This is a genomic window from Bartonella sp. AU15XJBT (assembly GCF_028618615.1).
GTDB lineage: Bacteria > Pseudomonadota > Alphaproteobacteria > Rhizobiales > Rhizobiaceae > Bartonella.
Map to the genome: position 1 here is coordinate 120597 of NZ_JAQITG010000004.1, position 26521 is coordinate 147117.

At 37.3% G+C, this 26521-nt stretch carries 18 protein-coding genes; 7 read left to right on the forward strand and 11 right to left on the reverse strand.

From position 1 onward, the window contains the following. Positions 1-8 precede the first annotated feature (8 nt). The 7 genes from PVV57_RS03445 to ssb form a co-directional block, all read right to left on the reverse strand. Positions 9-1208: an MFS transporter gene (locus PVV57_RS03445; protein WP_273783474.1), complete on the reverse strand. Its 1200-nt coding sequence runs from the start codon at positions 1206-1208 to the stop codon at positions 9-11. 1161 nt (positions 1209-2369) lie between these two features. Further along, positions 2370-3488, reverse strand: a complete 1119-nt coding sequence (tgt, locus tag PVV57_RS03450) for a tRNA guanosine(34) transglycosylase Tgt (protein ID WP_273717960.1) — start codon at positions 3486-3488, stop codon at positions 2370-2372. A 1479-nt stretch (positions 3489-4967) separates the two neighbouring features. Further along, the gene (locus PVV57_RS03455) at positions 4968-5480 is read right to left on the reverse strand and encodes a peptidylprolyl isomerase (RefSeq protein WP_273717958.1); all 513 of its coding nucleotides are present in this window, start codon (positions 5478-5480) and stop codon (positions 4968-4970) included. Positions 5481-5497: 17 nt separating this feature from the next. Beyond that, entirely contained in the window at positions 5498-6091 is a 594-nt protein-coding gene (locus PVV57_RS03460) for a peptidylprolyl isomerase (RefSeq protein WP_273717956.1), read from the reverse strand. A gap of 2 nt (positions 6092-6093) precedes the next feature. Then, positions 6094-6600 carry a pantetheine-phosphate adenylyltransferase gene (gene coaD / locus PVV57_RS03465; protein WP_273717955.1) on the reverse strand — a complete coding sequence of 169 codons (507 nt, stop codon included), beginning with the start codon at positions 6598-6600 and terminating at the stop codon, positions 6094-6096. A 24-nt stretch (positions 6601-6624) separates the two neighbouring features. Next, positions 6625-9408 (reverse strand): DNA gyrase subunit A, encoded by a 2784-nt coding sequence (gene gyrA, locus PVV57_RS03470; RefSeq protein ID WP_273717953.1) that lies wholly within the window; start codon positions 9406-9408, stop codon positions 6625-6627. 231 nt (positions 9409-9639) lie between these two features. After that, positions 9640-10146, reverse strand: coding sequence for a single-stranded DNA-binding protein (ssb, locus tag PVV57_RS03475; protein ID WP_273717951.1), 507 nt, complete (start codon positions 10144-10146; stop codon positions 9640-9642). Between the two features lie 333 nt (positions 10147-10479). Here ssb and uvrA point away from each other — a divergent pair, with 333 nt between their 5' ends. From uvrA to PVV57_RS03495, 4 genes are all read left to right on the forward strand, one after another. Then, positions 10480-13395 (forward strand): excinuclease ABC subunit UvrA, encoded by a 2916-nt coding sequence (gene uvrA, locus PVV57_RS03480; RefSeq protein ID WP_273717950.1) that lies wholly within the window; start codon positions 10480-10482, stop codon positions 13393-13395. Between the two features lie 1077 nt (positions 13396-14472). Beyond that, positions 14473-14811: a P-II family nitrogen regulator gene (locus PVV57_RS03485; RefSeq protein WP_015856528.1), complete on the forward strand. Its 339-nt coding sequence runs from the start codon at positions 14473-14475 to the stop codon at positions 14809-14811. A 58-nt stretch (positions 14812-14869) separates the two neighbouring features. Further along, positions 14870-16279 (forward strand): type I glutamate--ammonia ligase, encoded by a 1410-nt coding sequence (gene glnA, locus PVV57_RS03490; RefSeq protein ID WP_273783475.1) that lies wholly within the window; start codon positions 14870-14872, stop codon positions 16277-16279. A gap of 155 nt (positions 16280-16434) precedes the next feature. Further along, positions 16435-16980, forward strand: a complete 546-nt coding sequence (locus tag PVV57_RS03495) for a hypothetical protein (protein ID WP_273783476.1) — start codon at positions 16435-16437, stop codon at positions 16978-16980. A 14-nt stretch (positions 16981-16994) separates the two neighbouring features. Here PVV57_RS03495 and PVV57_RS03500 read toward each other — a convergent pair whose 3' ends face one another. Then, positions 16995-17777 carry an ATP12 family chaperone protein gene (locus tag PVV57_RS03500; protein WP_273783477.1) on the reverse strand — a complete coding sequence of 261 codons (783 nt, stop codon included), beginning with the start codon at positions 17775-17777 and terminating at the stop codon, positions 16995-16997. A 245-nt stretch (positions 17778-18022) separates the two neighbouring features. Between PVV57_RS03500 and PVV57_RS03505 the strand changes: the two genes are divergently transcribed. From PVV57_RS03505 to PVV57_RS03515, 3 genes are read left to right on the forward strand one after another with little or no spacing between them, the layout of a single operon-like run. Continuing rightward, complete coding sequence (locus PVV57_RS03505) at positions 18023-18274, forward strand: hypothetical protein (protein ID WP_273717939.1); 252 nt, start codon at positions 18023-18025, stop codon at positions 18272-18274. Beyond that, entirely contained in the window at positions 18271-19218 is a 948-nt protein-coding gene (locus PVV57_RS03510) for a DMT family transporter (RefSeq protein WP_273717937.1), read from the forward strand. Before PVV57_RS03505 ends, PVV57_RS03510 begins: the two co-directional genes overlap by 4 nt. Next, the gene (locus PVV57_RS03515; protein ID WP_273783478.1) at positions 19215-20480 is read left to right on the forward strand and encodes an acetyl-CoA carboxylase biotin carboxylase subunit family protein; all 1266 of its coding nucleotides are present in this window, start codon (positions 19215-19217) and stop codon (positions 20478-20480) included. Before PVV57_RS03510 ends, PVV57_RS03515 begins: the two co-directional genes overlap by 4 nt. A gap of 760 nt (positions 20481-21240) precedes the next feature. On the opposite strand, the gene PVV57_RS03520 is transcribed toward PVV57_RS03515, so the two are convergent. From PVV57_RS03520 to PVV57_RS03530, 3 genes are all read right to left on the reverse strand, one after another. After that, positions 21241-23994 carry an autotransporter outer membrane beta-barrel domain-containing protein gene (locus tag PVV57_RS03520; protein WP_273783480.1) on the reverse strand — a complete coding sequence of 918 codons (2754 nt, stop codon included), beginning with the start codon at positions 23992-23994 and terminating at the stop codon, positions 21241-21243. A 990-nt stretch (positions 23995-24984) separates the two neighbouring features. Beyond that, a complete protein-coding gene (locus PVV57_RS03525) occupies positions 24985-25434 on the reverse strand; it encodes a hypothetical protein (protein WP_273717931.1) in 450 nt (149 codons plus the stop codon). A gap of 157 nt (positions 25435-25591) precedes the next feature. After that, entirely contained in the window at positions 25592-25993 is a 402-nt protein-coding gene (locus PVV57_RS03530) for a hypothetical protein (RefSeq protein WP_273717930.1), read from the reverse strand. Positions 25994-26521 lie beyond the last annotated feature (528 nt).

Genomic DNA, 26521 nt, shown 5'->3' on the forward strand with positions numbered 1-26521 from the left:
GAAAAATATTAAGCATGCTTCTCCATAGACCATGAGACGCAAAAAATCATTAATCCACACAAAGTTAGCACACTCCCTAAAACAGCTGTATATTCATAACTATAGCCCAATTTTAAAACCAATGCTCCAGCTTCTGCACCAAGAGCGTTGGCAATATTAAAAGCAGATTGCATTAATGCTCCTGCCAAAATCTGTCCCTGTAGTGCAACATCCATAATTTTTGTTTGTATAGAAGGCATAGCAGCAAAAGAAGTCCCAACAAAAAAGCATCCTATTGCTGCTGTTAAGGGAGCATAGGATAAAAAGAAAAAAACAAAAAAAACAAATACGCTCCAAAGCATAGAAAAAAATATCATCGGCGAAATGCCTATTTTAACAGCCAATTTAGGCCCCAAGAGATTTCCTACCACCATCCCCAATCCAACTAAGGGCATGATAAATGGCACCCACTCAAGCGAAACACCAGAAATATGCATTAATGTTGACTTAATATACGTGAAAACAGAAAATAATCCTGACGCTCCCACCGAAACCATTGCCAAAAGAAGCCATACCTGCTTTTGCTTTAATGCCCCCATTTCGCGTAAAGGGCTCGTTCTTGGGGGCATTGAATCGCAAGGCAAAAAATTCCAAATAAGTAAACAACACAATAAAGCAATCATACCCACAAGGATAAAAGCAATCTGCCAACCAATAAGTTGACCAATCCAAGTAGCTCCTGGTGCTCCTAAAACGGTTGCAATGGTTAAGCCAAGCATCACAGACCCAACAGCTTTAGAACGTTCCTTCATTTCCACCATTGAAGAGGCAACCATAGCCGCAAGTCCGAAATAGATTCCATGGGGAAGACCACTGAGAAAGCGTAATGCGACTAATATGCTAAAATCAGAAAAAAAAGCACTCGCAATATTTGCTAAGGCATAAAAAAACATTAACCCTATCAAAACAATTTTGCGTGATACCTGAGCTGTCGCAACAGCTAAAAGAGGCGCTCCAACCACAACCCCTAATGCATAAGCAGAAATATATTGACCCGCAGTAGGAATATCAACATATGAACTTTGTGCCATCTCTGGCAAGAGCCCCATTGCAACAAACTCTGCAGTCCCAATAGCAAAACTCCCTACGGCAAGAGCTAAAATTGCTAAACGCCGTATTCTCGAATCAATCCCCACTGCAAGAATGTTTTGTTTATGAGAATCCTTCATATCATTACTTCTGGATAAGAGTTTTAGCTGTAAATATCTGTAATACGTAAAAATAAAAATTCAAAACATTGTTACACGCATGCCAAATCGTCCCCAATAAAGTTTTAGAAACAGTTTGATATATAAGCATGTTATGGAGTTTTAAGTAAGATTCTTGAATGGAGGATCTGTTAAAAACCTAACGGTTATAGAAATATTCAACTATTTTTATAAGCCCTACCAGATAATAAACTCTGTCTCCTTTTTTCAGCAACTTCAATTTTACCCTAAAATCTTTATTTGAGACGATGTACCATACACTATAAACAACTCTAAAATTTATCGAAGAATGCATTCCAAACAGGTGAACGGTATCTCATCATTATCTTGATATAAGTATAAAACTTCTCTCCACTTTATTGTTTTTTTGTTAATGCACACCCTCAAAGTCGATAAGCGATAATTTCAAAACGTACCTTATCTTTATGCGTTATTGCAGAGTTTTTTTTAATTCTCATGATAATAATGTTTAATTTCTCCATTGATTAAATAATCCTATTCTAGAGATATTCCCCTCTATCTCATAGAGAAATAGCATAAGACAGTTTTTATCTAACGCACTCCTTGAAAATTTGAAATATTCACGCAATTTATTAAATTTTTTCATTTAAATTATATAAATAATAATATAAGTATTTTTTGATTAAAAAATTTAATCAATATTTTATATGAGTGAAGTTATTATTGTAAATAATAAATACATAAAATTATACATTTTAAAGAGTATATAATTTCATTCTTCTTTTCATTTTATAAAAATTTATCTGTTCTGCTTCATGTAATACATTTTTTACCTTAATCGATAAAAAACACAAAGAAACGCATAAAAATACAATTTTCATACTTCTTTAAGAGTTCGCTAACGCCTCATTAACATTGTTGCTTTAAACAGTCATCAGAAACAGAAATAAACTGTTTTTCTCCGGATCAGGTAGCGCGTACCGGAGTAACAGTTTCTGTTTTGTGTAATCATTATGAAAAGAACAAGTGCCCCATAAAACAGCACCTTTACATTTTAAGATAATGCAATTTTATATTTTTTTTGGAAAGTATTTATAATTTCATTTTTTTAGTAAAATTTGTAAGTAAAAAAATAAAGCACACTATTAGATGAGTAATGTTTTAGCGTCCTTGTGCCCATAGAGCACGCGTTTCAGTGCAAAAATCAGCATAACAGCCTTCTTCAATGGCATCACGGATTCCCTGCATCAGTTGTTGGTAATAAAAGAGATTATTCCAAGTCAATAACATACCACCCAGAGACTCACCAGATTTGATCAAATGATGCAAATAAGCACAACTATAATCATTTGCCGCCGGACAAAGTGACTGTGGATCAAGAGGATGGGGATCTTCTGCATAACGCGCATTACGTAAATTAATTCTACCAAAGCGCGTAAAAGCTAAGCCATGACGCCCTGCACGCGTCGGCATAACACAATCAAACATATCAACACCCCGCGCAACACTTTGTAAAATATCATCAGGTGTCCCCACTCCCATAAGGTAGCGCGGTTTATCCTCTGGCAAGATTGGACAAGTCGTATCCAACACTGCTGTCATAACACTCTGTGGCTCACCAACAGCAAGCCCTCCAATCGCATAACCTTTTAAATCCATTTCTTTTAATGCTTGAGCAGAACGTTCACGCAGTTTCATATTATCACCCCCTTGAACAATCCCAAACAACGCTTTATCTGGCTGATCCCCAAAAGCTGTTTTACAACGTTGTGCCCACCGCAATGAAAGTTCCATAGCTTCTTCCATCTCTTTTTCAGTAGCCGGTAATGCAATACATTGATCCAACTGCATCTGGATATCCGCATCAAGAAGTCCTTGAATTTCGATAGAACGCTCTGGACTCATTTCATAGTAGGCTCCATTAATGTAAGAGCGAAAAGTCACACCTTGTTCGGTAATTTTTCGGATTCCTGCCAATGACATAACCTGAAAACCACCAGAATCCGTTAAAATAGGTCCATTCCAGCGTGAAAATTCATGTAATCCCCCCAAACGTGCAACACGTTCAGCCCCTGGACGTAACATTAAATGATAAGTATTCCCCAAAATGATATCTGCTCCAAGATCACGTATTTGGTCCATATACATAGCCTTAACGGTTCCTGCTGTCCCAACAGGCATAAAAGCAGGTGTACGAACACAACCCCGTCCAGTAATAATTTCACCTCGACGTGCATACCCATCTTGAGCAATTTTTCTATAATGAAATGTCTTTATCATCACTTTCGTCTTTTTGATTCCATCAATGCATATCTCTATAGAAAGAAAAAAGAGATCTCCCTTACGCGCATTGTCATAAGCTTTATGAATTAATTGTTGATTCGCTCGATATTGTAACCGGCATAAAAAATTAAACGAGATAAAAGAACATTTGTTGTTAAGAAATCACCACAATAAAGAAATAATCTGAGTTCAGAAAATAGCAAAAATGTCATACCTTAGAATATCGATGCTTAACGCACCAAATCCTTAATAGAACTGTGAAATTATTATCTCAATAATCTCATCTTTACGTACTTTCATAAGCAATAAGTTTGTACGAATAGAAGAAAATTTTGAACACATTCGCTTCCGATATTATCCACTTTGAAAAATAAATTTTTTATCTATTGGGCAAAAGATTAGTTTATAAAGATAATTCACTTTTTGTATATTGAGTGAGAGACCGAATAGCGTAAAATTCTCTTATTTCAAATCTGTGTGCGTTTAATCAACAAAAATCATTTTTTTTGCACATTATAAAAGAGATTAACATGTAAATAAAACACTTAAAAAAGGAATAAAAATGCTTTTTATGACGCGTCTCAAATACCAAAGGCTCTATTAATATTGGAAGCTGGCAAATTGTATGATGGCGCGTCCCTTGCTCCTTCACAAGCTTAAAGATAGTGTTTCATAATAGATCTATACTATTTACGACTTTAAATTATACACATCATGAATGCCATCGTGAAATGAATATTGATGTGTACTCAGAGATGTTTCTTAATAAGCGCGTAAATATGCAATTCTGTTCGCGGCGTTTTATTCCACGTGATGGATGTTCTTCCATAAAAAACGAGAAAAACAAGATTCGTCAAGCCATGCATAATCGTTGTTATTTAAAAGATATTACTTTAATGGTTTTGAAAAAAGTAAAGCTGAATTAAAAAGGAAATAACAAGACTAACTTTTTGTTTTTACCTTTACACCTTTATACTCTTTCCAAATTATGCAGTCTTCCTGTTGTAGAGATTACGCCAATAAGGATATACACAATACGCTCGCACTTCCACCTTGCATATGAACACTGGAGCAGCTAGGCTCTTATCTGTCTCAATATGTATTTCAAACATGCTGCTGCATTAAGATTGGATGTTGATATACAAGCAGCAACAAAGGCACGTGCTTTTTTCAGGAAAGTAACATCATAAAAACCATTAAGAGACCAGCAATGGATCGAAGAGAAGTATCGGCTTTTTTATAAAACACTTCGCCCCCTCTAACACAACTGGCTTTGCGTTTTCTTATCCTGCAACTGTATGCACAAATCCTTAGCACCATATTCGTGAAGATCAGACTGAAAAGAATAATGGAGAATTCTTGGCGCGAGAATATGACAGATAAGTGTGATACTACAAAAGAGTTTCCTATGCCTTTATTGATCAGAAAAGAAGTTTTCCTTTTAGCAATTTACAATTGAAACGCGTACGATTTATACTATTCTGCATCCGCAGCAATAACGGCTTTGGTAATTGCATCAGGATCGATAACAGGTTCACCGCGCTTAATTTTATCAACATTTTCCATCCCCTCAACAACCTGCCCCCATATGGAATATTGACGATCAAGCCACGGAGCATCTGCAAAACAAATAAAAAACTGCGAATTAGCAGAATTTGGATTCTGACTCCGTGCCATAGAAACCGTACCACGCTTATGAGAAAGATTTGAAAACTCTGCTGTTAAATTTGGTTTTTCTGAACCACCCATCCCCGCACGTGATAAATTAAATTTTTCACCATCCTTCTTTCCAAATTGCACATCACCAGTCTGTGCCATAAAACCATCAATAACGCGATGGAAAATAACATTATCATAAGCACCTTCACGGACCAGTTCTTTAATACGTGCAACATGACAAGGCGCTAAATCAGAAAAAAGCTCAATAACAACTCTGCCCTTCGTTGTTTCAAGGATCAAAGTATTCTCTAGATTTTTATTCTCAGCCATAGGGAAACTCCTTTGATTTATCTCTCAGTTTGTAAAGTGGCGGCATAAATGACATCAGGATTTGTTACAGATCCATTATTACTTGCGGTGCCTTTTTTAATTTTATCAACGACATCCATTCCCTTTATAACCTCTCCAACAACCGTATACTGACCATTTAAAAAAGGAGCATCATCAAAACAAATGAAGAATTGAGAATTAGCCGAATTTGGATCTTGTGAACGTGCCATCCCAACAGTACCGCGTTTAAATGGCTGCTTTGAAAACTCAGCCGGGATATTGGGATAATTTGAACCTCCCATACCAACGCTTTTCAGATCAAAATCTCTACTGCCTTTTTTTCCAAACTTTACATCACCAGTTTGTGCCATAAAGCCAGGAATAACGCGATGAAACACAACATTATTATAAGCCCCCTCCTCTGTTAGCTTTTTGATTTGCGCAACATGTTTTGGCGCTAAATCAGGACGCAGACGAATAATAACATCACCATCTTTGAGAGATAAAACAAGCAGGCCTGCATCAGTTGCTGAGTTAGAATTATCAGCAACAGCGGACAATGAAAAAAAGCAAAAAACACATATCAAAACAGCAAAAAATCTACGAGACACAATTATTCTTCCCTAAAAGACTGAAATTTCAAACGCAAAGCTTGTGCAATATTGGGCGGCACAAATGGTGTCACATCCCCTCCCATAGAGGCAATTTGACGGACCAATGTAGACGTTATCGCACGTCCAGAAACGCTTGCTGGCAAAAAAACAGTTTGCAATTCAGGAGCCATAATGCCATTCATCCCTGCCATTTGCATTTCATAATCAAGATCAGTCCCATCACGCAACCCACGAATGAGAAATGAAGCACCAACTTCACGTGCCTTCTCAATGAGAAGGTTATTAAATGAAAGAACCTGCAAACGATTAAAATCTGCACCAAGCACGTCTTTCCCTACCTGCGTAATGAAACCAACACGCTCTTCAAAGCTAAAGAGTGTCTTTTTATTAGCGTGTATACCTATAGCGATGACCACTTTATCAGCTAACACAAAACACCCTTTCAAAACATCAAGATGACCATTTGTGAGAGGATCAAAGGAACCTGCATAAAGAGCAATTTTCATGATTTGATTCTACCCTCTTCAAAATTATTTTTCTTCGCTCATATCAACTGTATCAGAATGCTTTTCACCTTCATCCTCTAATGAACGCGTATCATCTTCAGGTTCAGAAATACGCTCAACCGATACGACTTTTTCACCTTCGGCTGTATTAAAAATTGTCACCCCCTTAGTTGAGCGCCCAGCAGTACGAATTCCCTCAACAGGGACGCGAATAAGCTGCCCCCCATCTGATACCAACATAATTTGATCTTGCGCCTTCACAGGAAAAGCCGCCACTAATTTACCAATTTCAGCTGTTTTAGATGGATCTGTTGCACGAATCCCTTTTCCACCCCGCCCCGAAATACGAAACTCATAGGAAGAAGTGCGTTTACCATAACCAAATTCACTCACTGTCAAAAGCATTTGTTCACGTGCATGGAGTTCTGCATAACGTTCATCTGTTAACTCTGTTTCAGCGCTCCCATCTTCCTCATCAAGAGTGAGAATATCTTCAACATCAGCATCTGCACCAGCAGCACGCCGTTCATTCATCACACGTTTAATATAAGCAGAACGCTCAATAGACGTCGCCTCAACATGCTCTAAGATTGTCATCGAAATGACTTTATCGCCTTTAGCCAAATTGATACCACGAACCCCCACAGAATTACGCCCTGCAAAGACACGAACATCCACAACTGGAAAACGAATACATTGTCCATTGGCTGTTGTGAGAACGACATCATCATATTCTGTACAGGTTTCAACCGAAAGAATTTCATCTTCTTCATCAAGTTTCATGGCAATTTTACCATTACGATTAACCTGAACGAAATCTGATAACTTATTACGACGCACTGTTCCACGTGTTGTCGCAAACATGATATCCAATGCACTCCAGCTTGCTTCATCTTCAGGCAAAGGCATAATCGTTGTAATGCGTTCGCCCTGTTGTAAGGGAAGCATATTGATCAAAGCCCGCCCACGCGATTGCGGTGTCCCCAGCGGTAGTCGCCAAACTTTTTCCTTATAAACAATTCCACGTGATGAAAAGAAAAGAACCGGAGTATGCGTATTGGCGACAAACAAACGCGTTACAAAATCCTCATCCTTCGTGGACATACCAGAACGCCCCTTCCCGCCACGGCGCTGTGCACGGTAGGTATTAAGAGGGACCCGCTTAATATAGCCACTATGGCTCACCGTTACGACCATATCCTCTGGCGCGATCAGATCTTCACTCTCCATCTCAGCGCTACCAAAACCAAAGACGGTACGTCGCGGCGTTGCAAATTCCTCACGAAGAGCACCCAGCTCATCCTTAACAATACACATAATGCGTACACGCGATGCCAAGATATCAAGATAATCAGCAATATCCACGCCAATTTTATTCAATTCATCAGCGATTTCATCACGCCCAAGAGCTGTCAACCGTTGCAAACGCAATTCTAAAATAGCACGCGCCTGTTCTTCAGAGAGATTATAAGTACCATCCTCATGAATAATATGACGGGGATCATCAATAAGTTTAATCAAAGGTGCGACATCCATCGCTGGCCAGCGACGCTCCATTAATTGGGTACGTGCTGTCTGCGGATCAGGAGCTTTGCGAATAAGTGCTATAATTTCATCAATATTAGCAACTGCAAGGGCAAGACCAACCAAAACATGGGCCCGCTCACGCGCTTTACGTAAAAGATATTTTGTTCGCCGACTAACAACCTCTTCACGGAAAGAAACAAATGCACGAAGCATATCAAGCAACGTCATTTGTTCAGGTTTTCCCCCGTTCAACGCAACCATATTACAACCAAAAGAAGTTTGCAGCGGCGTATAACGATATAATTGGTTTAAAACAACTTCCGCAACAACATCTTTCTTCAATTCAATAACGACACGATATCCATCACGATCAGATTCGTCACGCAAATCAGAGATTCCTTCAATGCGCTTATCACGCACCAATTCGGCCATTTTCTCAATCATCGTTGCCTTATTAACCTGATAAGGAATTTCACTGACAATAATTGCCTGTCGACCACTGCGAATTTCTTCAATATCAACTTTAGCACGCATAATGACTGAGCCACGCCCTGTTTCATAAGCTGAACGAACACCAGAATGACCGAGGATAATCCCTCCTGTAGGGAAATCTGGACCAGGAATAATTTCAATTATTTGATCGAGGGTGATATTGGGATTATCAATTAGAGCGATACAACCATCAACAACTTCACCAAGATTATGAGGCGGAATATTGGTTGCCATTCCCACAGCAATGCCCCCCGATCCGTTAACCAAAAGATTGGGAAAACGCGCTGGTAAGACAACCGGTTCACGTTCACGCCCATCATAATTATCCTGAAAATCAACAGTATCTTTATCAATATCAGCTAAAAGCTCTTCTGAAACTTTTTCTAAACGACACTCTGTATAGCGCATTGCCGCAGGAGGATCACCATCAACGGAACCAAAATTTCCTTGTCCATCAATCAATGGATTTCTCAAAGAAAAATCCTGCGCCATACGCACCAAAGCATCATAAATCGAAGCATCACCATGGGGATGGAATTTTCCCATAACCTCCCCAACAACACCAGCAGATTTACGATACGGCTTATTAAAAACGAGCCCCATCTCATTCATAGCATGAAGGATACGTCGATGAACAGGTTTAAGACCATCACGGACATCAGGGAGTGCACGTGAAACAATTACACTCATCGCATAATCGAGATAAGAGCGTTGCATTTCATCAATAATACTGATTGGTTCAATACCGGTCAGCACATCACGTTCTGGTTGTGGAGTAAGATCGGTCACAATTTCAAAACTTTCAAAAAAGAATCATTTTACTTTGTTTATATCGAAAAATACACCAAAAGGCTAATTTCTCTCCCATAACAAAAAAGAAATTTAACAATATTTTTCAAGATGTTATTAATTTATATTAAAAATTACCAATAATAATAAACAGTTTCCACTCCGCTAAACTTCAAAAATCTGAAACAAACAAACCATAAAGAAATCGTAATACTGTAAATTTAAAGACTCTTAGAAAGGTACGTCATCATCTAATTTGTGAGAAAAACTTTCTCCCACTTGGCTATTATTTTGACCAAAAGTACTTCTCTGATTTGAGCTACTATCCGCAAAGCCACCACTGTAACTGCCCCCTTGACCTGCTCCGTGCTCCCCACTAGCTCCCCCACGCCCATCAAGCATTTGTAATTCACCACGGTATTTTTGCAAAACAACCTCTGTTGTATAACGATCATTTCCATTTTGATCTTGCCATTTCCGTGTCTGTAACTGCCCCTCAATATAAATTTTGCTCCCCTTTTTTAAATATTGCTCTGCAACTTTGACAAGGTTCTCATTGAAAATAACAATATTATGCCACTCGGTGCGCTCTTTTCGCTCATTTGTATTCCGATCACGCCAACTTTCCGAAGTAGCAATACGCAAATTTGCTACTTGATCTCCAGAATTCAAACGGCGGATTTCAGGATCTGACCCGAGATTACCAATCAAAATAACTTTATTAAGGCTACCAGCCATCGCATAAACTCCAAAATTTTAATTCGTAAAATAGTCTGTTATATAACAGTTATAACCATCTTGACCTTCAATTTACACATCTGTAATTGATCTTCAATATGGATATTGTTATCCTTTCCCAATATTGGATCTGCGTAATTATAACAAAATATGATAACAACGCATAGTTTATTCCATCAGTAGAGAATAAAAAGCTACTCATTTGTATTTTTCTTTCCACAAAACTTATACCTTCTTTCTGCGTTAAAGTAGTTAAGCACATTGTAATTCTAAAAAAACAGTTTTATTCCATTTTATAGGTTCAATTTTTGTCACATATGCCAAGGATAAAATATGACTCATCAAAAATATATCTCCATTCGCGGTGCACGTGAGCATAACCTTAAAAATATTGATCTCGATCTACCTCGTGATAAACTCATTGTTATCACAGGACTTTCTGGATCAGGGAAATCATCTTTAGCTTTTGATACAATTTACGCTGAAGGACAACGCCGCTATGTCGAAAGCCTCTCGGCTTATGCACGCCAATTTCTCGAAGTCATGCAAAAACCCGATGTAGACCGTATCGATGGCCTTTCCCCAGCCATCTCCATTGAACAAAAAACAACCAGCCGCAATCCTCGTTCAACGGTCGGCACTGTCACTGAAATCCACGACTATATGCGTCTCCTTTTTGCACGTATTGGTATTCCTCATTCCCCTGCTACAGGCCTCCCTATCGAAAGCCAAACGGTAAGCCAAATGGTGGATCAAATTATGTCCTTACAAGAAGGTACACGAATTTTTATTATGGCACCTCTTGTGCGAGGACGAAAGGGTGAATATAAAAGAGAGCTAACCGAGCTTTTAAAAAAAGGTTTTCAACGCGCTAAAGTTGATGGGAAATTCTATGAGATCCCTGATATTCCACCTCTTGATAAAAAGTATAAACACGACATCGATGTTGTGGTAGACCGCATTGTTGTACAAAAGGATATCTCCTCTCGCTTGGCTGATAGTATAGAAACCTGTTTACAGCTGGCAAATGGACTTGCCATTGTTGAAATGGCAGACCAACCCTTGGCACAAAAAGAAACAACAAAAGAATCTGCTCATAAGTCAAAAAATGACACACACAAACGGCTTCTTTTTTCAGAAAAGTTTTCCTGCCCTGTCTCGGGTTTCTCTATCCCTGAAATTGAACCACGCCTTTTTTCGTTCAATAATCCTTTTGGAGCCTGTCCTCTTTGCGATGGGCTGGGCATCAAAAAGGCAATGGATCCACTGAAAATTGTGCCCAATAAAAATCTTACCTTAAAAGAGGGAGCTATTGCACCTTGGGCTAAATCAGATTCACTTTATTATAGCCAAACCTTAGAAGCATTAGGAAAAGCTTACGGTTTCAAACTCACAAACCAGTGGTGTGAACTCTCTGATGAAGCACAACAAGCTATTCTCTACGGTACAAAAAAAAATGAAATCTCCTTTATCTACACAAATGATTCTCGTTCACATAAAATGACTCAACCTTTTGAAGGAATCATCCCCAATATGGAGAGGCGCTGGAAAGAAACAGATTCTGCTTGGTCCCGTGAAGAAATTGAGCGTTATATGTCTTCTTCACCTTGCTCAGCCTGTCAAGGTTATCGTTTAAAACCAGAGGCACTTGCTGTAAAAATCCATGAGATGCATATTGGGCAAATATCAGACCTTTCTATTCTAAAAGCAGATGATTGGTTTGCCAATATCCATCAATATCTCACAGAAAAACAACGTAATATCGCAGTACGTATTTTAAAAGAAATTCGCGAACGCCTCGCTTTTTTAAATCATGTAGGATTGGAATATCTTACCTTATCTCGAAATTCAGGGACCCTTTCAGGGGGAGAAAGCCAACGCATTCGATTAGCCTCCCAGATTGGTTCTGGTCTTACAGGCGTCCTTTATATTTTAGATGAACCATCCATCGGTTTACATCAACGTGATAATGAACGTCTTTTGGAAATGCTACGCCATTTGCGCGATCTTGGCAATACAGTCATTGTCGTTGAACATGATGAAGACGCTATTCTCACGGCAGACCATGTTGTCGATATGGGCCCTGCTGCAGGTGTTCATGGTGGTAAAATCATAGCGCAAGGAACACCGCAAGAAATTATAGAAAATCCAGCCTCTCTCACAGGACAATATCTTTCAGGAAAAATGGCTGTTAGAATACCGACTGAGCGACGCAAAATATCAAAATCGAAAACTCTTAAGGTCATCGGTGCCAAAGGCAATAACCTTAAAAATATCAGTGCGAATATTCCTCTTGGAACCTTCACATGTATAACCGGTGTTTCCGGAGGAGGAAAATCAACATTTCTTATTGAAACGCTTTTCAAAGCAGCATCACATCAGATCATGGGCAGTCATCACAGCCCTGCCAGCTATGATAAAATCGAAGGATTAGAATTTCTTGATAAAGTCATCGATATCAACCAGTCCCCCATTGGACGCACCCCACGCTCTAATCCCGCAACCTATACGGGCACGTTTACACCAATTCGTGACTGGTTTGCCGAACTTCCAGAATCAAAAGCCCGTGGTTATAAAGCAGGGCGTTTTTCATTTAATGTTAAAGGAGGGCGCTGCGAAGCCTGTCAAGGTGATGGAGTCATCAAAATTGAAATGCACTTTTTACCGGATGTCTATGTGACTTGTGATGTCTGTAAAGGAAAACGCTATAATCGAGAAACACTAGAAATAAAATTCAAAGAGCAGTCTATCGCCGATATTTTGGATATGACAATCGAAAAAGCAGAGGAATTTTTCCACGCTGTTCCCGCTATTCGTAATAAAATGGAGACCCTCATTAAAGTGGGATTGGGATACATAAAAGTAGGACAGCAAGCAACCACGCTTTCTGGTGGTGAAGCGCAACGTGTAAAACTTGCAAAAGAACTTTCACGTAAAACAACGGGACGTACACTTTATATTTTGGATGAACCGACAACAGGTTTACATTTTCATGACATTTCCAAACTTCTTGAAGTGCTCCATGAACTGGTCGAGCAAGGCAACACCGTTATCGTCATTGAACATAACCTTGACGTCATCAAGACAGCCGACTGGATTATTGATTTAGGTCCAGAAGGTGGAGATCGCGGTGGTGAAATCGTTGCAATTGGACGCCCTGAAGATATTATTAAAGTTCCCGCGTCCTATACGGGAAAATTTCTAAAAGATGTTTTACTGCGCCAATCTCTCTACAATTCTAACTCTTAAAAAGACGAACCCTTGTAAAATACAGCAATACGAACAAAGCCTGTACTTTTATTGTTGTCTGTAAATTAACCTCTCATTCCAGTGCAGCAGCACGTTTGAGACAAGACTGAAACGATTTCGCACTTTAATAAGCTGTTTCAGTTTTCGTATTGCCAAATAGGAACGCACGCATAATTGTATATCTCTTCTCTGTTTGACTTATATCTGAAACGATCAGACAGTTTAATTTGGGAAGAATACAAAGTTTTAAAGGTATAAAAAATTCCATCTTTACCAGCTCCTTTTAATTCTTATCTTGATGACTTTCAAAAGCATCCGCAATAAGATCTTATAATAAAGCGCAATAAGATCTTATAATAAAGATTGCGCATTGCTTCACGCTTTTGTTTATAGCGTTCTTTGAATAAGATTACCTCCTCTCATGAAGGGACAGAACGTCCCAAACGGAATATATTTGCGTTGCTAATTCCAGACGCTTGTTTTATTTCTCAATGCTTCCAAGCCCATTTCATGACATCCCCCGTGAATGGTATATCCATTATTGTACACCAGCATCTCTATACTTAGTGATGGAGAAAATCCCACTATCATGATATTGGCCAATATTTGCCAGTCCCCATTGCTACCCCAAAGCCCTTGCCTTTGAAAAGCCATCTATTATAGGCATTTTTTATATCTCTCTTCACCATTTTTATCCACACATTCGTACGATTAGGATATACAAAGGTATCGTTTTGATTGATTGACGATAAAAAAATCTAAAATGAGAAAATCTCACGCTATTAGAGTTTCTTATTCAATATGATAAAAGTATAATTATCCTTATAAATCAACATATTATTCAAAAAAAAGAAACAAAACTCTCTTATTATATTATTTTTATTCTGTACAAAAGTGTAAGATTTTTTTCCAAAACAACAGCATTGCACTTTATTCTACAAAAAACTCTCGTCCAAGAGTATAGAATATTATTGTTTTCGACTTTTTGTGCACAAAGTATCTGTTGGACATCTTACAGTTGTCAATATAATGTGATGCAGTCTAAAAAGACAAAATAACGTTGGAGATAATTTCAGCATGAAAAAAATTGAAGCCATTATAAAACCTTTCAAACTTGATGAAGTAAAAGAAGCGCTTCAAAAAATTGGACTACATGGTATTACAGTAACAGAAGCAAAAGGTTTTGGTCGTCAAAGGGAACATACAGAACTTTATCGTGGTACGAAATATGTTGTTGACTTTCTACCTAAAGTGAAAATTGAAATTGTTGTATCCGATGAAAAACTGGAACAAACTGTTGATGCAATACGTAAAGCAGCGCAAACAAAACATATAGGAGATGGAAAGATATTTGTCTTTTCCATTGATGATGCCATTCGTATAGGCACTGACGAAACTGGGATCGATGCTCTTTGAATAAACAACGAAAAATTCACCTTTTATCACCCTCAACGCCATATTAAGGAAATTGAATATGACAACCGCATCAGATATTATCAAACAGATTGCAGACAACGAAATCCGTTTTGTTGATTTACGTTTTACTGATCCACGAGGAAAATTGCATCACATTACAATGGATATTGCGGAGATCAGCGAGGATACCTTTAGTGATGGTGTTATGTTTGATGGTTCTTCAATTGCTGGTTGGAAAACAATTAATGAATCTGACATGGTTTTAATGCCTGATCCCCAAACAGCGCATATTGATCCTTTTTTTGCTCAGTCTACTTTGGTCATATTTTGTGATATCCTTGATCCTGTCTCTGGTGAATTTTATCGTAGGGATCCTCGTTCTATCGCCAAAAGAGCTGAGGTTTATATGAAATCTTTAGGCATTGGCGATACAATCAATATAGGTCCAGAAGCAGAATTTTTTATCTTTGATGATGTGCGCTATAAAACGGACCCTTACAACACCGGGTTTAAACTCGATTCAAGTGAACTTCCCTCCAATGATGATACGGAATATGAAACAGGTAATCTCGGACATCGCCCACGAATAAAGGGAGGCTATCTTCCCGTCCCGCCGATTGATTCCTGCCAAGATATGCGTTCTGAAATGCTCACAGCACTCAAAGATATGGGCGTACAAGTGGAAAAACACCATCACGAAGTGGCAGCGGGTCAACATGAATTAGGTATTCGTTTTGATACGCTCGTTCGTGAAGCTGATAAGATGCAAATTTTTAAATATGTTGTGCATCAAATAGCAAATAGCTATGGAAAAACAGCAACTTTCATGCCAAAACCGGTTTTTGGGGACAATGGCTCAGGTATGCATGTTCACATGTCTATTTGGAAAGATGGCAAACCAATTTTTGCGGGAAATGAATATGCCGGACTCTCAGAAACCTGTTTATTTTTTATCGGTGGTGTCATTAAGCACGCAAAAGCAATTAACGCCTTTACCAATCCATCCACAAACTCCTATAAGCGTTTGGTTCCTGGTTATGAAGCGCCTGTTCTTCTTGCTTATTCGGCACGTAATCGTTCTGCATCTTGCCGTATTCCAATGAGTTCTTCGCCAAATTCAAAACGCGTAGAAGTTCGTTTTCCAGACCCAACAGCAAATCCCTATTTGGCATTTGCAGCCCTCTTAATGGCTGGTCTTGATGGAATCAAAAACAAAATTCACCCTGGACATGCTATGGATAAAGATCTTTATGATCTTCCCTTAAAAGAACTCAAAGAAATCCCTACCGTTTCAGGAAATCTACGTGAAGCACTTGAAGCACTCGACAAAGATCGTGGCTTTCTTAAAGCTGGCGATGTTTTTGATGATGATCAGATTAATTCCTTCATTCAAGTAAAGATGCAAGAAGTCTTGCGTTACGAAACAACGCCCCATCCTGTTGAATTTGATATGTACTATTCTGTTTAAACAATCATATGCATTTTTTTGATTTTTAAAATGGAGGTAAAAGCCTCCATTTTTGTGGATATTCTTCTCATGCAAGAGTGCAAGAGGCTTTTTGCTTATCTACTTTTCCTTTATAATCATTTTGAATCTCTTCAAATGAATTAACAAGGTTTCTAATGCTGCGAATTTGTTTTCTCGTTTCCATTTTTTTACGCATTGCCCTTATCACATCAACAACGCAAGCACATACAATTACAAACCCCAAACTCATTGCCCTTGAGAAAGCAACATCTGCTTATAGTGAAGCACTTAAAAATGCTGATGCAAATGCCATCTTAAATGCTATCCCTCCCGAAATCATCAACAGCTTAACCGCCCAAAAAAATCTTAGTCAATCACAATTTCGGCAAATCATGAAAAGCCAAATCGAACAGTTGGCAGAAAATTATAAGATTGAAAGTATCCACATTGACCAAAAACAGAAACGTGAAGGTACACTTGGTAATGGCATTCCTTATTTTGTTATACCCGTAGAGCTTGTAACCACAACAAATGCTGGAAAAAAATGCTCTATTCAAACTGAAATTATTGCTCTTCTTCATAATAACCAATGGTATTTTATCCAAGCTAATGACGAAGCAATCTTAAATATAATCGATGAAGTATTTCCTGGACTTGAAAAAGTGAAAATTAATCCTCAAAAAATTACGAAAATACTGTAGGGGAAAAAGAAAACTTATAAACAGGTTGTAACAATTGTAGCAGCAGCCTTAAACTCAACTTTTTTGTGAGCACGGCGTGCTATTGTCTCTTTATCCGTTCCCCATTGTTCCATCATCCAATCTTCATCTAAATGGGCAATAGACCAAGCATGATCCGCATCAATTTTTCCCGCAGCAACAGCAAGAGCAATAAGAGCAGATCCCGTTAAGGTTGTCATCATATGAAGTGCAGCAAGCATATAAGGAGACTCAACGCTACGCAAATAATGACTCACAGCTTGAAGTGCTTCTGGTGATTGTTCCACATGCATCAGCCCTTCTGTCAAATAAAACCTTGCACCCAGTTTTTCTTCTGCCCAATCTAATAAAGGATCCCATTTTTCAGATTGTTTTTGCACCAACTCTTTAGGAGTTTGTGCGCGATAAAAGATCATATCACAGGCAACGAAACGCAATAAATCTTCAAAAACAACCTGCATATCATCAGCGATACCATCAATAACAGTATTCACCAGACGCGTCATTGGCATTTTTGTTGGATCAACAACGTGCTTTTGGCTCTCAAACTCGTGAGCAATGAATTCAGCAAATACTTCCGTTGGCACCAGAAAATGGCGCTTTGCAGGCGTTTTAACAGGACGTTCATCCAATAAAATCGTAAAGCCACCCTCCTCACAAGAAATTTTCACTTCCCTATAAAACCGTTTGGGGTGTGGTTGGCGTAAAAGATTTTGAGTCTTCTGAACAGAACTATTTTCATTTAAGGGTCTATCAAAACGATTCAAAATTTCACGCATATTGTTTCACCTCTGATATTTCAAAAAATGACGGCTTTTCAAAGCTCTATATATCTGATTAAGGTTAAATCGACTTCTTTCCCTATCCTAAAGAAAGAAAAAAAGCTTACAAATCCAAATTTGATTTTAAAATATATCCTTTATTGAACAAACAAAACAACGATTTTGTCTATATATTCTAAAAACAGTTGTTAGAATAATTTTTTTAAAGAATTTGTTTTTCTCATATCTTGCTTCTTGAAATATTGATACGTAACAAAACATTAATTGAAAGAGATCAAGGTTATATTCAATTTGACTTAGAGCCTCTTAAGCAAGTAATATCACTGGCAATTACAGATATAGAAGCACTTGAAACATTAGATGATGACGCTTATTTGGCAGGAGCTAAAGATTATATCCAAAATAATCTTGGAAAGCCGCAAACTTCACAGTCAAGATTTAATTTTTCAACTTCATCTTATGCACAGCGAGTTATTGGGGGATTAAATCATTGAGTTTCTTAAAAGGACGGTTATTCCTATTTACTTTTGCCATTCTAGCATTGTTTTCCATAAGTTGGTTATTATCTAAAAATTTGGTTAGCAATATACCAGTCATGCATGCGGTTGGACTTAGGTTGTTTGCCACCGCTGCCACCTTGTGGCTGATTGCAGTATTTCGTGAGAAAGCTGTTTTCAGATCCCTACCATTGCTTTCCATGATACCTTCTTTTTTAATTCTTTCAGTGTTAGGATTCTCGCTGTATTTTGTATGCAGTTTTGGTGCATTAAAATCACTCAAAGCCAGTGATTTAACTATGGTGCTCGCTACTATTCCAGGTATTACCTACATATTGGGTGCACTGACGAATAGCCTTACGTTCTCATGGTTAAAACTTATCGGTATGATCATTGTCAGTGTAGCGGCTATAGCATTTAATATAAACAGTGCAGAGGGTGGATATTACAGCCTAATAGGAATAGCTCTTGCTTTAACAGCAGCGCTTTCTTACTCTGCTTATGGTTTATTGTCTAAACGTTATCTTAAAAATTTACCTTTGCTCACCTCACTGGCTTGGATCACGACAATTTCTGCAGCATCATTTATACCATTATTTATTTTTGATCCTGCCCCACTCTTCTATCTTAAGTTAGAAGATATATTTAAAATATTGATTTTAGGAACTGTTTGCTCGGCACCAGTTTACGTATTATATCAAAAAGTTTTAGCCGAAGGAGGCGTATTATACGCCAATACTATCGGCGTATTATCCCCTTTTGCAGTAGTTGCATGTGAATGGATAATTGGCTTTAACCCTTCTCTTAATATTATCAAAATAATTGCTATGATTATAGTTGTTATAGGGATGACACTACTATTTATAGATGCATCAAAGGTATCTACATGGCAACAGAAACGCCATTCTCAAAATTCCAAATTTAATGAGGAACCAAAATGAAAAAACTCGCGTTAGTTTGCCAGCGCAATGCAAAATTACCATTTATATTTGAAGCAGCACAAGCAGCTAATATTGAATTAGTCATGATCTATGATACCGCTGAAAGCGTTCCCTCTCAACACCCCGAAGCAGTAACTTCAACTTGGCAACTTCCTGTTTTTGATAATCCAGAGGCGGCTTTAGATACTTTTTCAGCAGGTGTAAAAGAACGCAATATTCGTGGGGTTATGACCCTTCGCGAAGAAGCCATTCTGTGGACAGCTTTGGCTGCAAAAAAAATCAATACTCCAAGTATTGAACCAGAAGTAGCAGCATTAACCAGAAACAAATATCTCATGCGTCAAGCTTTTGCTAAAGCAGGGCTTAGAACGCCAAGATTTTTTTATATAGATAATCCAGAAGACCTATCACAAGTACATGCCTTGGATTATCCGCTCGTTATTAAACCCGTCTCTGGATGGGCGAGTACAGGTGTAATGTTAGCTAAAAATTCCACCGAACTTCCTGATCTCGTCAAAGCGGTATGGAATGTTCAGCATAAAGACATGGCACGTTTTAACAATACAAATAAACCTTTAGGTTTAGTCGTAGAACAGTATTTGCCAGGAAAAGAATTTGTCGTAGAATGCTTTATAGATACAGCAGGTGTGCATGTTTTAGCCGTTGGCGACAAAGGACAACCTGAAGGACCATGGTTTGAGGAAACAATTTATCGTCAACGCTGTGATAGAGATGATCCTTTAATTATTGCTTTATGTGAGGTTGCATGCTCGGGCGTTAAAGCTCTTGGTATAAATATGGGTGCAGCCCATGTAGAGCTACGTCTAGATGCTAATAATTTACCTTATATAATTGAGATCGGTGCTCGTATAGGTGGATCAGGTGTCTCCCATTTTATTGTTGAGCAAGGTACAGGGGTTCCATTTGCAAAACTCTGTATGAAAGCTGCTTTAGCTGAACAAAACCCTACCCTTCCCGATATACTCCCAGCTAAAAAAGTGGCTGCAAATTACATTATTCCTCTTCGTGGTCATGGACGGTTTTCTGGATTTTTAGGTCTAGATAAGGTTGCACAGCATCCTCAAACCACCAAAACTATAATTTTCTTTGAACCTAATCATATTTCACCACCTCCACCAGCATTTGGTGGATATCCTGGTTTTATTTTCTCTGTTCATAACTCAAACGAAGAAGCACGCAATTACCATAAATGGCTCGATGACACCTTAAGCATCCTATGGAAACACTATGTTTATCAATAGTCCGATAAAGATATTTCTACCGCCCCTCAACTTTGATATAAATTCCATCGATACAGACGAAATCACAAGGCGATTTTCTAAAATTTCGCAAACACTTTTTTATTAAAGATGCATATTTCAGAATCTAAAGGATTGGAAAAACTATAACCTATTTTTACAGCGCATTTTAATAGAAACTCTTTAATATTTCTATATTAGAAACAATGACGACCTATAATCGGCTTTTTCGACATGATCATCCTCTTCTCTCCACGCTTCAACAGAAAAAAAAGACCCTCCCCCCCCTGATTTAAGAATTATATTTCTATCTATTTAACAAACAAAACAATGATCTTGTTCATATATTCAACAACAGCTTCTAGTTTTTGAAAGAATTTATTTCGATTTAAAAACTGAAGATATTGAATTTGATAGCGATAATTCACCCACAACCCTGCACACTTTCCATCTAAAAAGAGAAACATATACTCTCACATATTTTTAAGATATTCCTCACAGAATATAATGCAAAGCAGAAAAGTGCACTTCACAAAAAATACGAAATGGTGCATTTTACGCATCATCCACCTTTGCTTAACAGCAAAAGCTCTCAATTAAAAATCAATATCTTGGTAGCCAAAACAACACAAACAAATTTAGAGTTTCATTGACACATTCTTTTCGAAGCATTCGAGCCCCTTATCAATGAGACAAAAAATTCAAAACAACGTGATCCTTTTATATTTATCAAAACACATGGATTATTTTTAATAAAAAATTATTAAAAATGATAACGTAATCCACCAGAAAAACGCACGCCAGAAAAACCTGCCTTGGTTAGCTTATGCTGATAGCTAAGATCACTGTAAAGTGTAACTTTAGAGGGAAATTGCGCATTAATACCCAAACCTGTTTCTAAAGAAGAACCAAAAGCACCTAACTGGAAAACATCTTTTAGGTGAGCAAATTGTTTTTCACCAAAACGATGTGCAAAATGAATATTGCCCTTAAAAGAAATGATACGATCCTTTTCAGATGCTGTAAATGTTTTACTTAAATATCCTCCAATACGCATCAACCACTGATCCCCTTTTTTCATCTCAACATCAAATCCATCAATATCACGAAACTTATCAAATTGAAGGTGTTGATAAATAATCTGAATCTGCGGATCAAAAATAAGATCCTCATGTCCTGTCATAAACACTTTACCAGCAGATAACGAAACATTCAGAGGATTTGCTTTTAATGTCGCCGTCTTACCCCTAGCATACGTAAGAACATCCCCTTTAAAAAAACCATAAGATAAAAGACCGTCTACATAAAAACCAGTATTGTGTTCCACACTACCGTATGTCGTAAATGACCATTTATTAAACGAACTTTTTTGACTTTGTTCTACATCACAAGGTTGTAAGGAAAGCTTTCCATAGGTTCCCATAATCCCAAAAGATGTCGTACTATGTGCCCTCTCTATTGTTTTGAGTAAAATATCTGTTTCTATAGCGTTATAATCAACACTACCATCATACCCATATTCAAAGGCAGAAAGATCTGAGACATAACGATAACTCCCACCATAACCACGAACAGATAAAGCAAAATTCCCTTCAGCTTCTAATAACTTACGAGAAATAGAATGCTTCGCTTGCAACTGCTTTTGTTGATTACTGATATTGATGATCCCCACATGAAACAAAGCATTTTGTAACAGAAGATAGGTCGGGACTTGTGGAACAACTTCCCTAATCTTTAACTCAGAATGAGGAATAACAGACGTCCCTAAAGCAGGCTGAATATATTTACTTTCAAGGCGGAAATCCCAAAAATCTCCCTCTCCTTCAACCAATCTTTGAGAAGTTTTTGCTTGTCCAAGAGAAGAAGTTGGACCATAGCCATTAAGATAATACTGGTAAGGCGAGCCCTCTAATGCAATATAAGCATGATTTAACTGAAAAGAATCTTCTGCTGCTTTTCCAGAAACCTGAATAAGTGAAATACTATGAGCATTTTCACCCGTTGCTATTTCCCCCTGATTTTCTACAACAAATTGCACATAAACTGTCGTTTTCCCAGAAACATCACCCTGTATCAAAAGCCGATCGGTCTTTGTATGATCAAGCAAACCATCACTCCTGAGATGTGTATTGAGATAAATATCCGCCCTATCTTGTGCACTATAAACTTCTTTTTCCCCCTTCCCAATATAAAGCGTCTGATACTCGTGCAATATTGGCGTTTCAAAAGCAATAAAACTATCAGAAAGTTTTATAAATGAAATAAACGAACTTGTACGATTTGCAACGTGCGAATCTATCTCTCTTCCTCTTGTCAAAAACCACTTTGATCCTCTTGTCAAATAAAGCTCAGCAATAGAATCATCATCAACACGAGTCCCTCCTATCAATGAAGAAGAATCAGCCAAAACTGCCACACTCCCCCCTTTTTCAGCTGTTAATAATAAATCACCAGAAATTTTTGTGCCTTCTGTTACTCCAATATAACTCCGACTGTTATGACTATGAATAGCTGTTCCAGCTGGAACCTCAAAAACCGTCCTTTTCAAAAAAACAAGTCCCTGTCCATACGTATTATTCTCCCCTCCCATTTCAAAATTCATACCATGTTTGTTCCCTTTTGCTTTAATTGTTGAATCTTCAATATTAACCCGCGAAATTAAAACATTTCCTTCCCAAACGTCCCCAGATTGTGTGTTAAAATCTTGTCCAACCGTTAAAACATCAACATCCGTAGAAACAATATTCGTATTTTTTAAATAAACAGAACCCTGCTGTTTTACATTGAAAACTGTATATGCAGTTTTTTCATTTGTATTTTCTCTATCTTTTGTTTTTTGACGTTTTGAAGTAATGGTAACATTATCTAAAGTTGCACGCCCCCCTCTCCCCACATAAAGCGCAGCGGCATCATTCACATCAATAAATCCTCCTTTCATCTGAATATCCGCATCAGCATTAACAAAAAGAGCGCTCTCTTGACCAATACCCTGACCCTCCACTTTAATTTTTGTATTCGTTAACGTAACAGATGTCCCTACCTTCTCTGCATAAGCAGCAACCTGAGTAGCTTCAATTTTTCCACGATTGACCTCAATTATTCCACCATCAGCTTTAAGACCTATTGACACATTTTTTAAAGCGGAATCGCTCAAGATAATTTTTCCCCCTTTTGATACAACAGCACCATAAAGATCTTCTATACCTGCAGTACCTTCAACCTCTATACGTATTGCCTGAATAACTGTATTGGGCTCCTGTACACCTATAGCAGCAGACAAATTGATAGAACTCTCCTCCTCATTATTTGATTTAACAGGTGCCGTGAATTTATATATTTTATCGCTAATTGTATGCTTTGCACCATCACTGCATTCATAGGGTAATTTGTTTTCATCACATGACAGTGATACAAATGAGCGAGAATGTGCCTCAATATTTATGTTTAACGAAAAAGAAAAAATAGCTGCTGTAAAAACACACGAATAAAAGCGATTATTAGATACTTTGATTATCATTGCTTTTCAAAACTTTCTTTTTCCAACAAAAACAAAAAATGCTAGCAAAACAATAAACTGAAAATTAAATACAATAAGAATAAAATAAACAAAGTTATTTTATTATTTTTCTGATAAATGAAAGCATTTAATAATAGGTTTTGTATTTTATGTAAAGAAAGAACAAACAATTTAAAAATATCATTGAGGATGACGATCTCTTTAAAGATTCATCCACAAAAATGTGAAACATAAAGCACCAGAAAATTTAGGCTCAAAAAAAACGCAAAGAAATGTAAATTTTGGAGAGATATAATATTTAATTTATCTCATTTCTCAAAAATAAAAATACAACAAAATGAGAATAATTTTTAAGATTCAAACGACCAAAATATGTTAATAAAAATATCACACAATGAAATACAGTAAAATCTATAACCGCATCATTTCTGCACCCACAACAAACCCCTGAAGAAAAACTTACTGAAATATAAGCTAAATGTAAAAAAAAATCCTACATTAAAGGTGCCAGCTATCTAGCAAAAAAATTAAATAAACAAACAAAATTTCTCTTAAGCCCTATCATCAATGGGTTTAAATGAATCAATGAAATACTTTAGAAGATATCATCTCAAAAAAGATTATAAAATGAAAAGCTATTTACATCAAAGTCACCTGTATAACATTTTTAATCTTCAGATAAAAACTAAAATACAGTGAAACACTCACTATCCTGAAATTGAAAAGCACAAAAATCAAATTTCATCAAAATCAGTTCTATGAAAGTAATCTGCTTATTGTCATTAAATTAGATATTTTAACAAAGCTATTTTCTGCCACTTTTTATATTGAATAAATTTATAAACATTCCCCGATATTATCATCTGACAATAACATTATTGCATTCTTAGAGCCGATGAATACCAGTCTATCAGGAGGAAAAAGAGCTGTATTTCTCTCCCATTCCTCCATAATATTTTTCATTCAATTATTGCTTTAAAAATGAATATTTCACTTTTTCAAAGCTTTTTTTATTCTCTGGCGTTTTTTATCATTCTCAAGACGCAACATCAAATCTCGCTCTTGTTTTGTCGAATTGGTTACACCAAAAGTATCATTGTCCATAACCTGCTGATACCCTGCTACCATTAAATTGACTAAAAATGAATCACTTCGCGGCGCTGCTGAAAAATAGATTCCCTTTGAATCTTGCAATTTGTATCGATAACCTGCTTTAGTCATACACTCATAAACTGCTGCAAACTCACTTGCACGCGAATCCATATTTTCAGAAGAAGCGTAGATTGGTTTCCAGCCACATTTCGACAGTGCTTGTTGAACCACAGACTTATTGACACCGGGCTTTTCCCATAATGCCAAAGTCGATGGGGGAGGTTTACTAATACATCCAGCAGAGCTTAATAAAATTATAGCACTCAATAATTTCAATATTTTCTTCATTTCCCCCTCCTTCAATATTTACAATAGAAAAACTGATAAGCCTGCTAATATTGGCTCACATGCAAGAAAGCCCTCGGCTAGCATATAGACGTTGAAAAAACAATTCCCCCATCAAAAACAAGAATGTAAGGATTTTTGATTACAGCAACCTCAACACTTAAGGCTGACATTCCGGTTGTTCTTTGTGCTCTTCACAATGAGGACTATTCAAACGCCTCTCTACACTTCGCTGAGGAATAATAGCATCAGGCTGACAAATTGGAAGATTTTCATATTTCTCACACCACTTCACCCTTCCCAGTTTGTCCTGAAAACCTGCTCGTATCATGCATGCATTCACAGACTCCTCTGCATTGAATCTCTCATCTGTACTTTTTTCTGTATCAAGACGACCATCAAGATGTTGCATTCCGCATTCCAACAGAGCTTTTTTGACCTCAAGTTGATCCGCACCGGACTTTTCCCATGTATCTACAGCTGCTCGAGAAGGCTGCTCTGGGTAACATCCAGCAATAACAAATAGAGCTATGCCGCTTAATAATTTTAAAATCTGCTTCATTTTCCTATCCTTGAATAATTTTGATATTACGAAACAATCTATAAATTATTTTCATGCTGTTTTTCATTTCCAAAACAATAATGGACATTATCAATCTTTATATCATTTACCTTTTCCCGATGATTATGCCATTCGGCAGTGTATAAAAAATACAGCAAAATTACTACTAAAATCATATATTATCAATGTTATGCTTATAATTATTCTCAATATTTTGATTACAATTGAAATAGATATTTTTATAAATTGTTGCGCCTACATTTGTAGGCAACATATTGATTTATAATGATAATCTAGCGTTATTCATATTGAATGAGAGTCTCGAATAACGTAAGATTCTCTCATTTCAAACCTGCTTATCTTGAATCAATCAAAACCACTCATTTGCACATAACAAGTGAGATGAGTGTGTGGATCAAATTTGTATAAGAAAGGATTAAAAATGGCTCTTATGAACCGTCTTAATGCAAGATCTGTCGCAACATTGGGGGCTGGCAAATATAATGATGGTGCCGGCTTGTTACTTCA

Excerpts from the sequence above, each read along its gene's own strand:
- PVV57_RS03455 (WP_273717958.1), bottom strand. The coding sequence starts at position 5,480 with ATGGCTGAGAATAAAAATCTAGAGAATACTTTGATCCTTGAAACAACG.
- PVV57_RS03495 (WP_273783476.1), top strand. The coding sequence starts at position 16,435 with ATGCTGCGAATTTGTTTTCTCGTTTCCATTTTTTTACGCATTGCCCTT.
- PVV57_RS03485 (WP_015856528.1), top strand. The coding sequence starts at position 14,473 with ATGAAAAAAATTGAAGCCATTATAAAACCTTTCAAACTTGATGAAGTA.
- PVV57_RS03520 (WP_273783480.1), bottom strand. The coding sequence starts at position 23,994 with ATGATAATCAAAGTATCTAATAATCGCTTTTATTCGTGTGTTTTTACA.
- glnA (WP_273783475.1), top strand. The coding sequence starts at position 14,870 with ATGACAACCGCATCAGATATTATCAAACAGATTGCAGACAACGAAATC.
- PVV57_RS03530 (WP_273717930.1), bottom strand. The coding sequence starts at position 25,993 with ATGAAGCAGATTTTAAAATTATTAAGCGGCATAGCTCTATTTGTTATT.
- PVV57_RS03445 (WP_273783474.1), bottom strand. The coding sequence starts at position 1,208 with ATGAAGGATTCTCATAAACAAAACATTCTTGCAGTGGGGATTGATTCG.
- tgt (WP_273717960.1), bottom strand. The coding sequence starts at position 3,488 with ATGATAAAGACATTTCATTATAGAAAAATTGCTCAAGATGGGTATGCA.
- uvrA (WP_273717950.1), top strand. The coding sequence starts at position 10,480 with ATGACTCATCAAAAATATATCTCCATTCGCGGTGCACGTGAGCATAAC.
- ssb (WP_273717951.1), bottom strand. The coding sequence starts at position 10,146 with ATGGCTGGTAGCCTTAATAAAGTTATTTTGATTGGTAATCTCGGGTCA.
- PVV57_RS03525 (WP_273717931.1), bottom strand. The coding sequence starts at position 25,434 with ATGAAGAAAATATTGAAATTATTGAGTGCTATAATTTTATTAAGCTCT.
- coaD (WP_273717955.1), bottom strand. The coding sequence starts at position 6,600 with ATGAAAATTGCTCTTTATGCAGGTTCCTTTGATCCTCTCACAAATGGT.
- PVV57_RS03515 (WP_273783478.1), top strand. The coding sequence starts at position 19,215 with ATGAAAAAACTCGCGTTAGTTTGCCAGCGCAATGCAAAATTACCATTT.
- PVV57_RS03500 (WP_273783477.1), bottom strand. The coding sequence starts at position 17,777 with ATGCGTGAAATTTTGAATCGTTTTGATAGACCCTTAAATGAAAATAGT.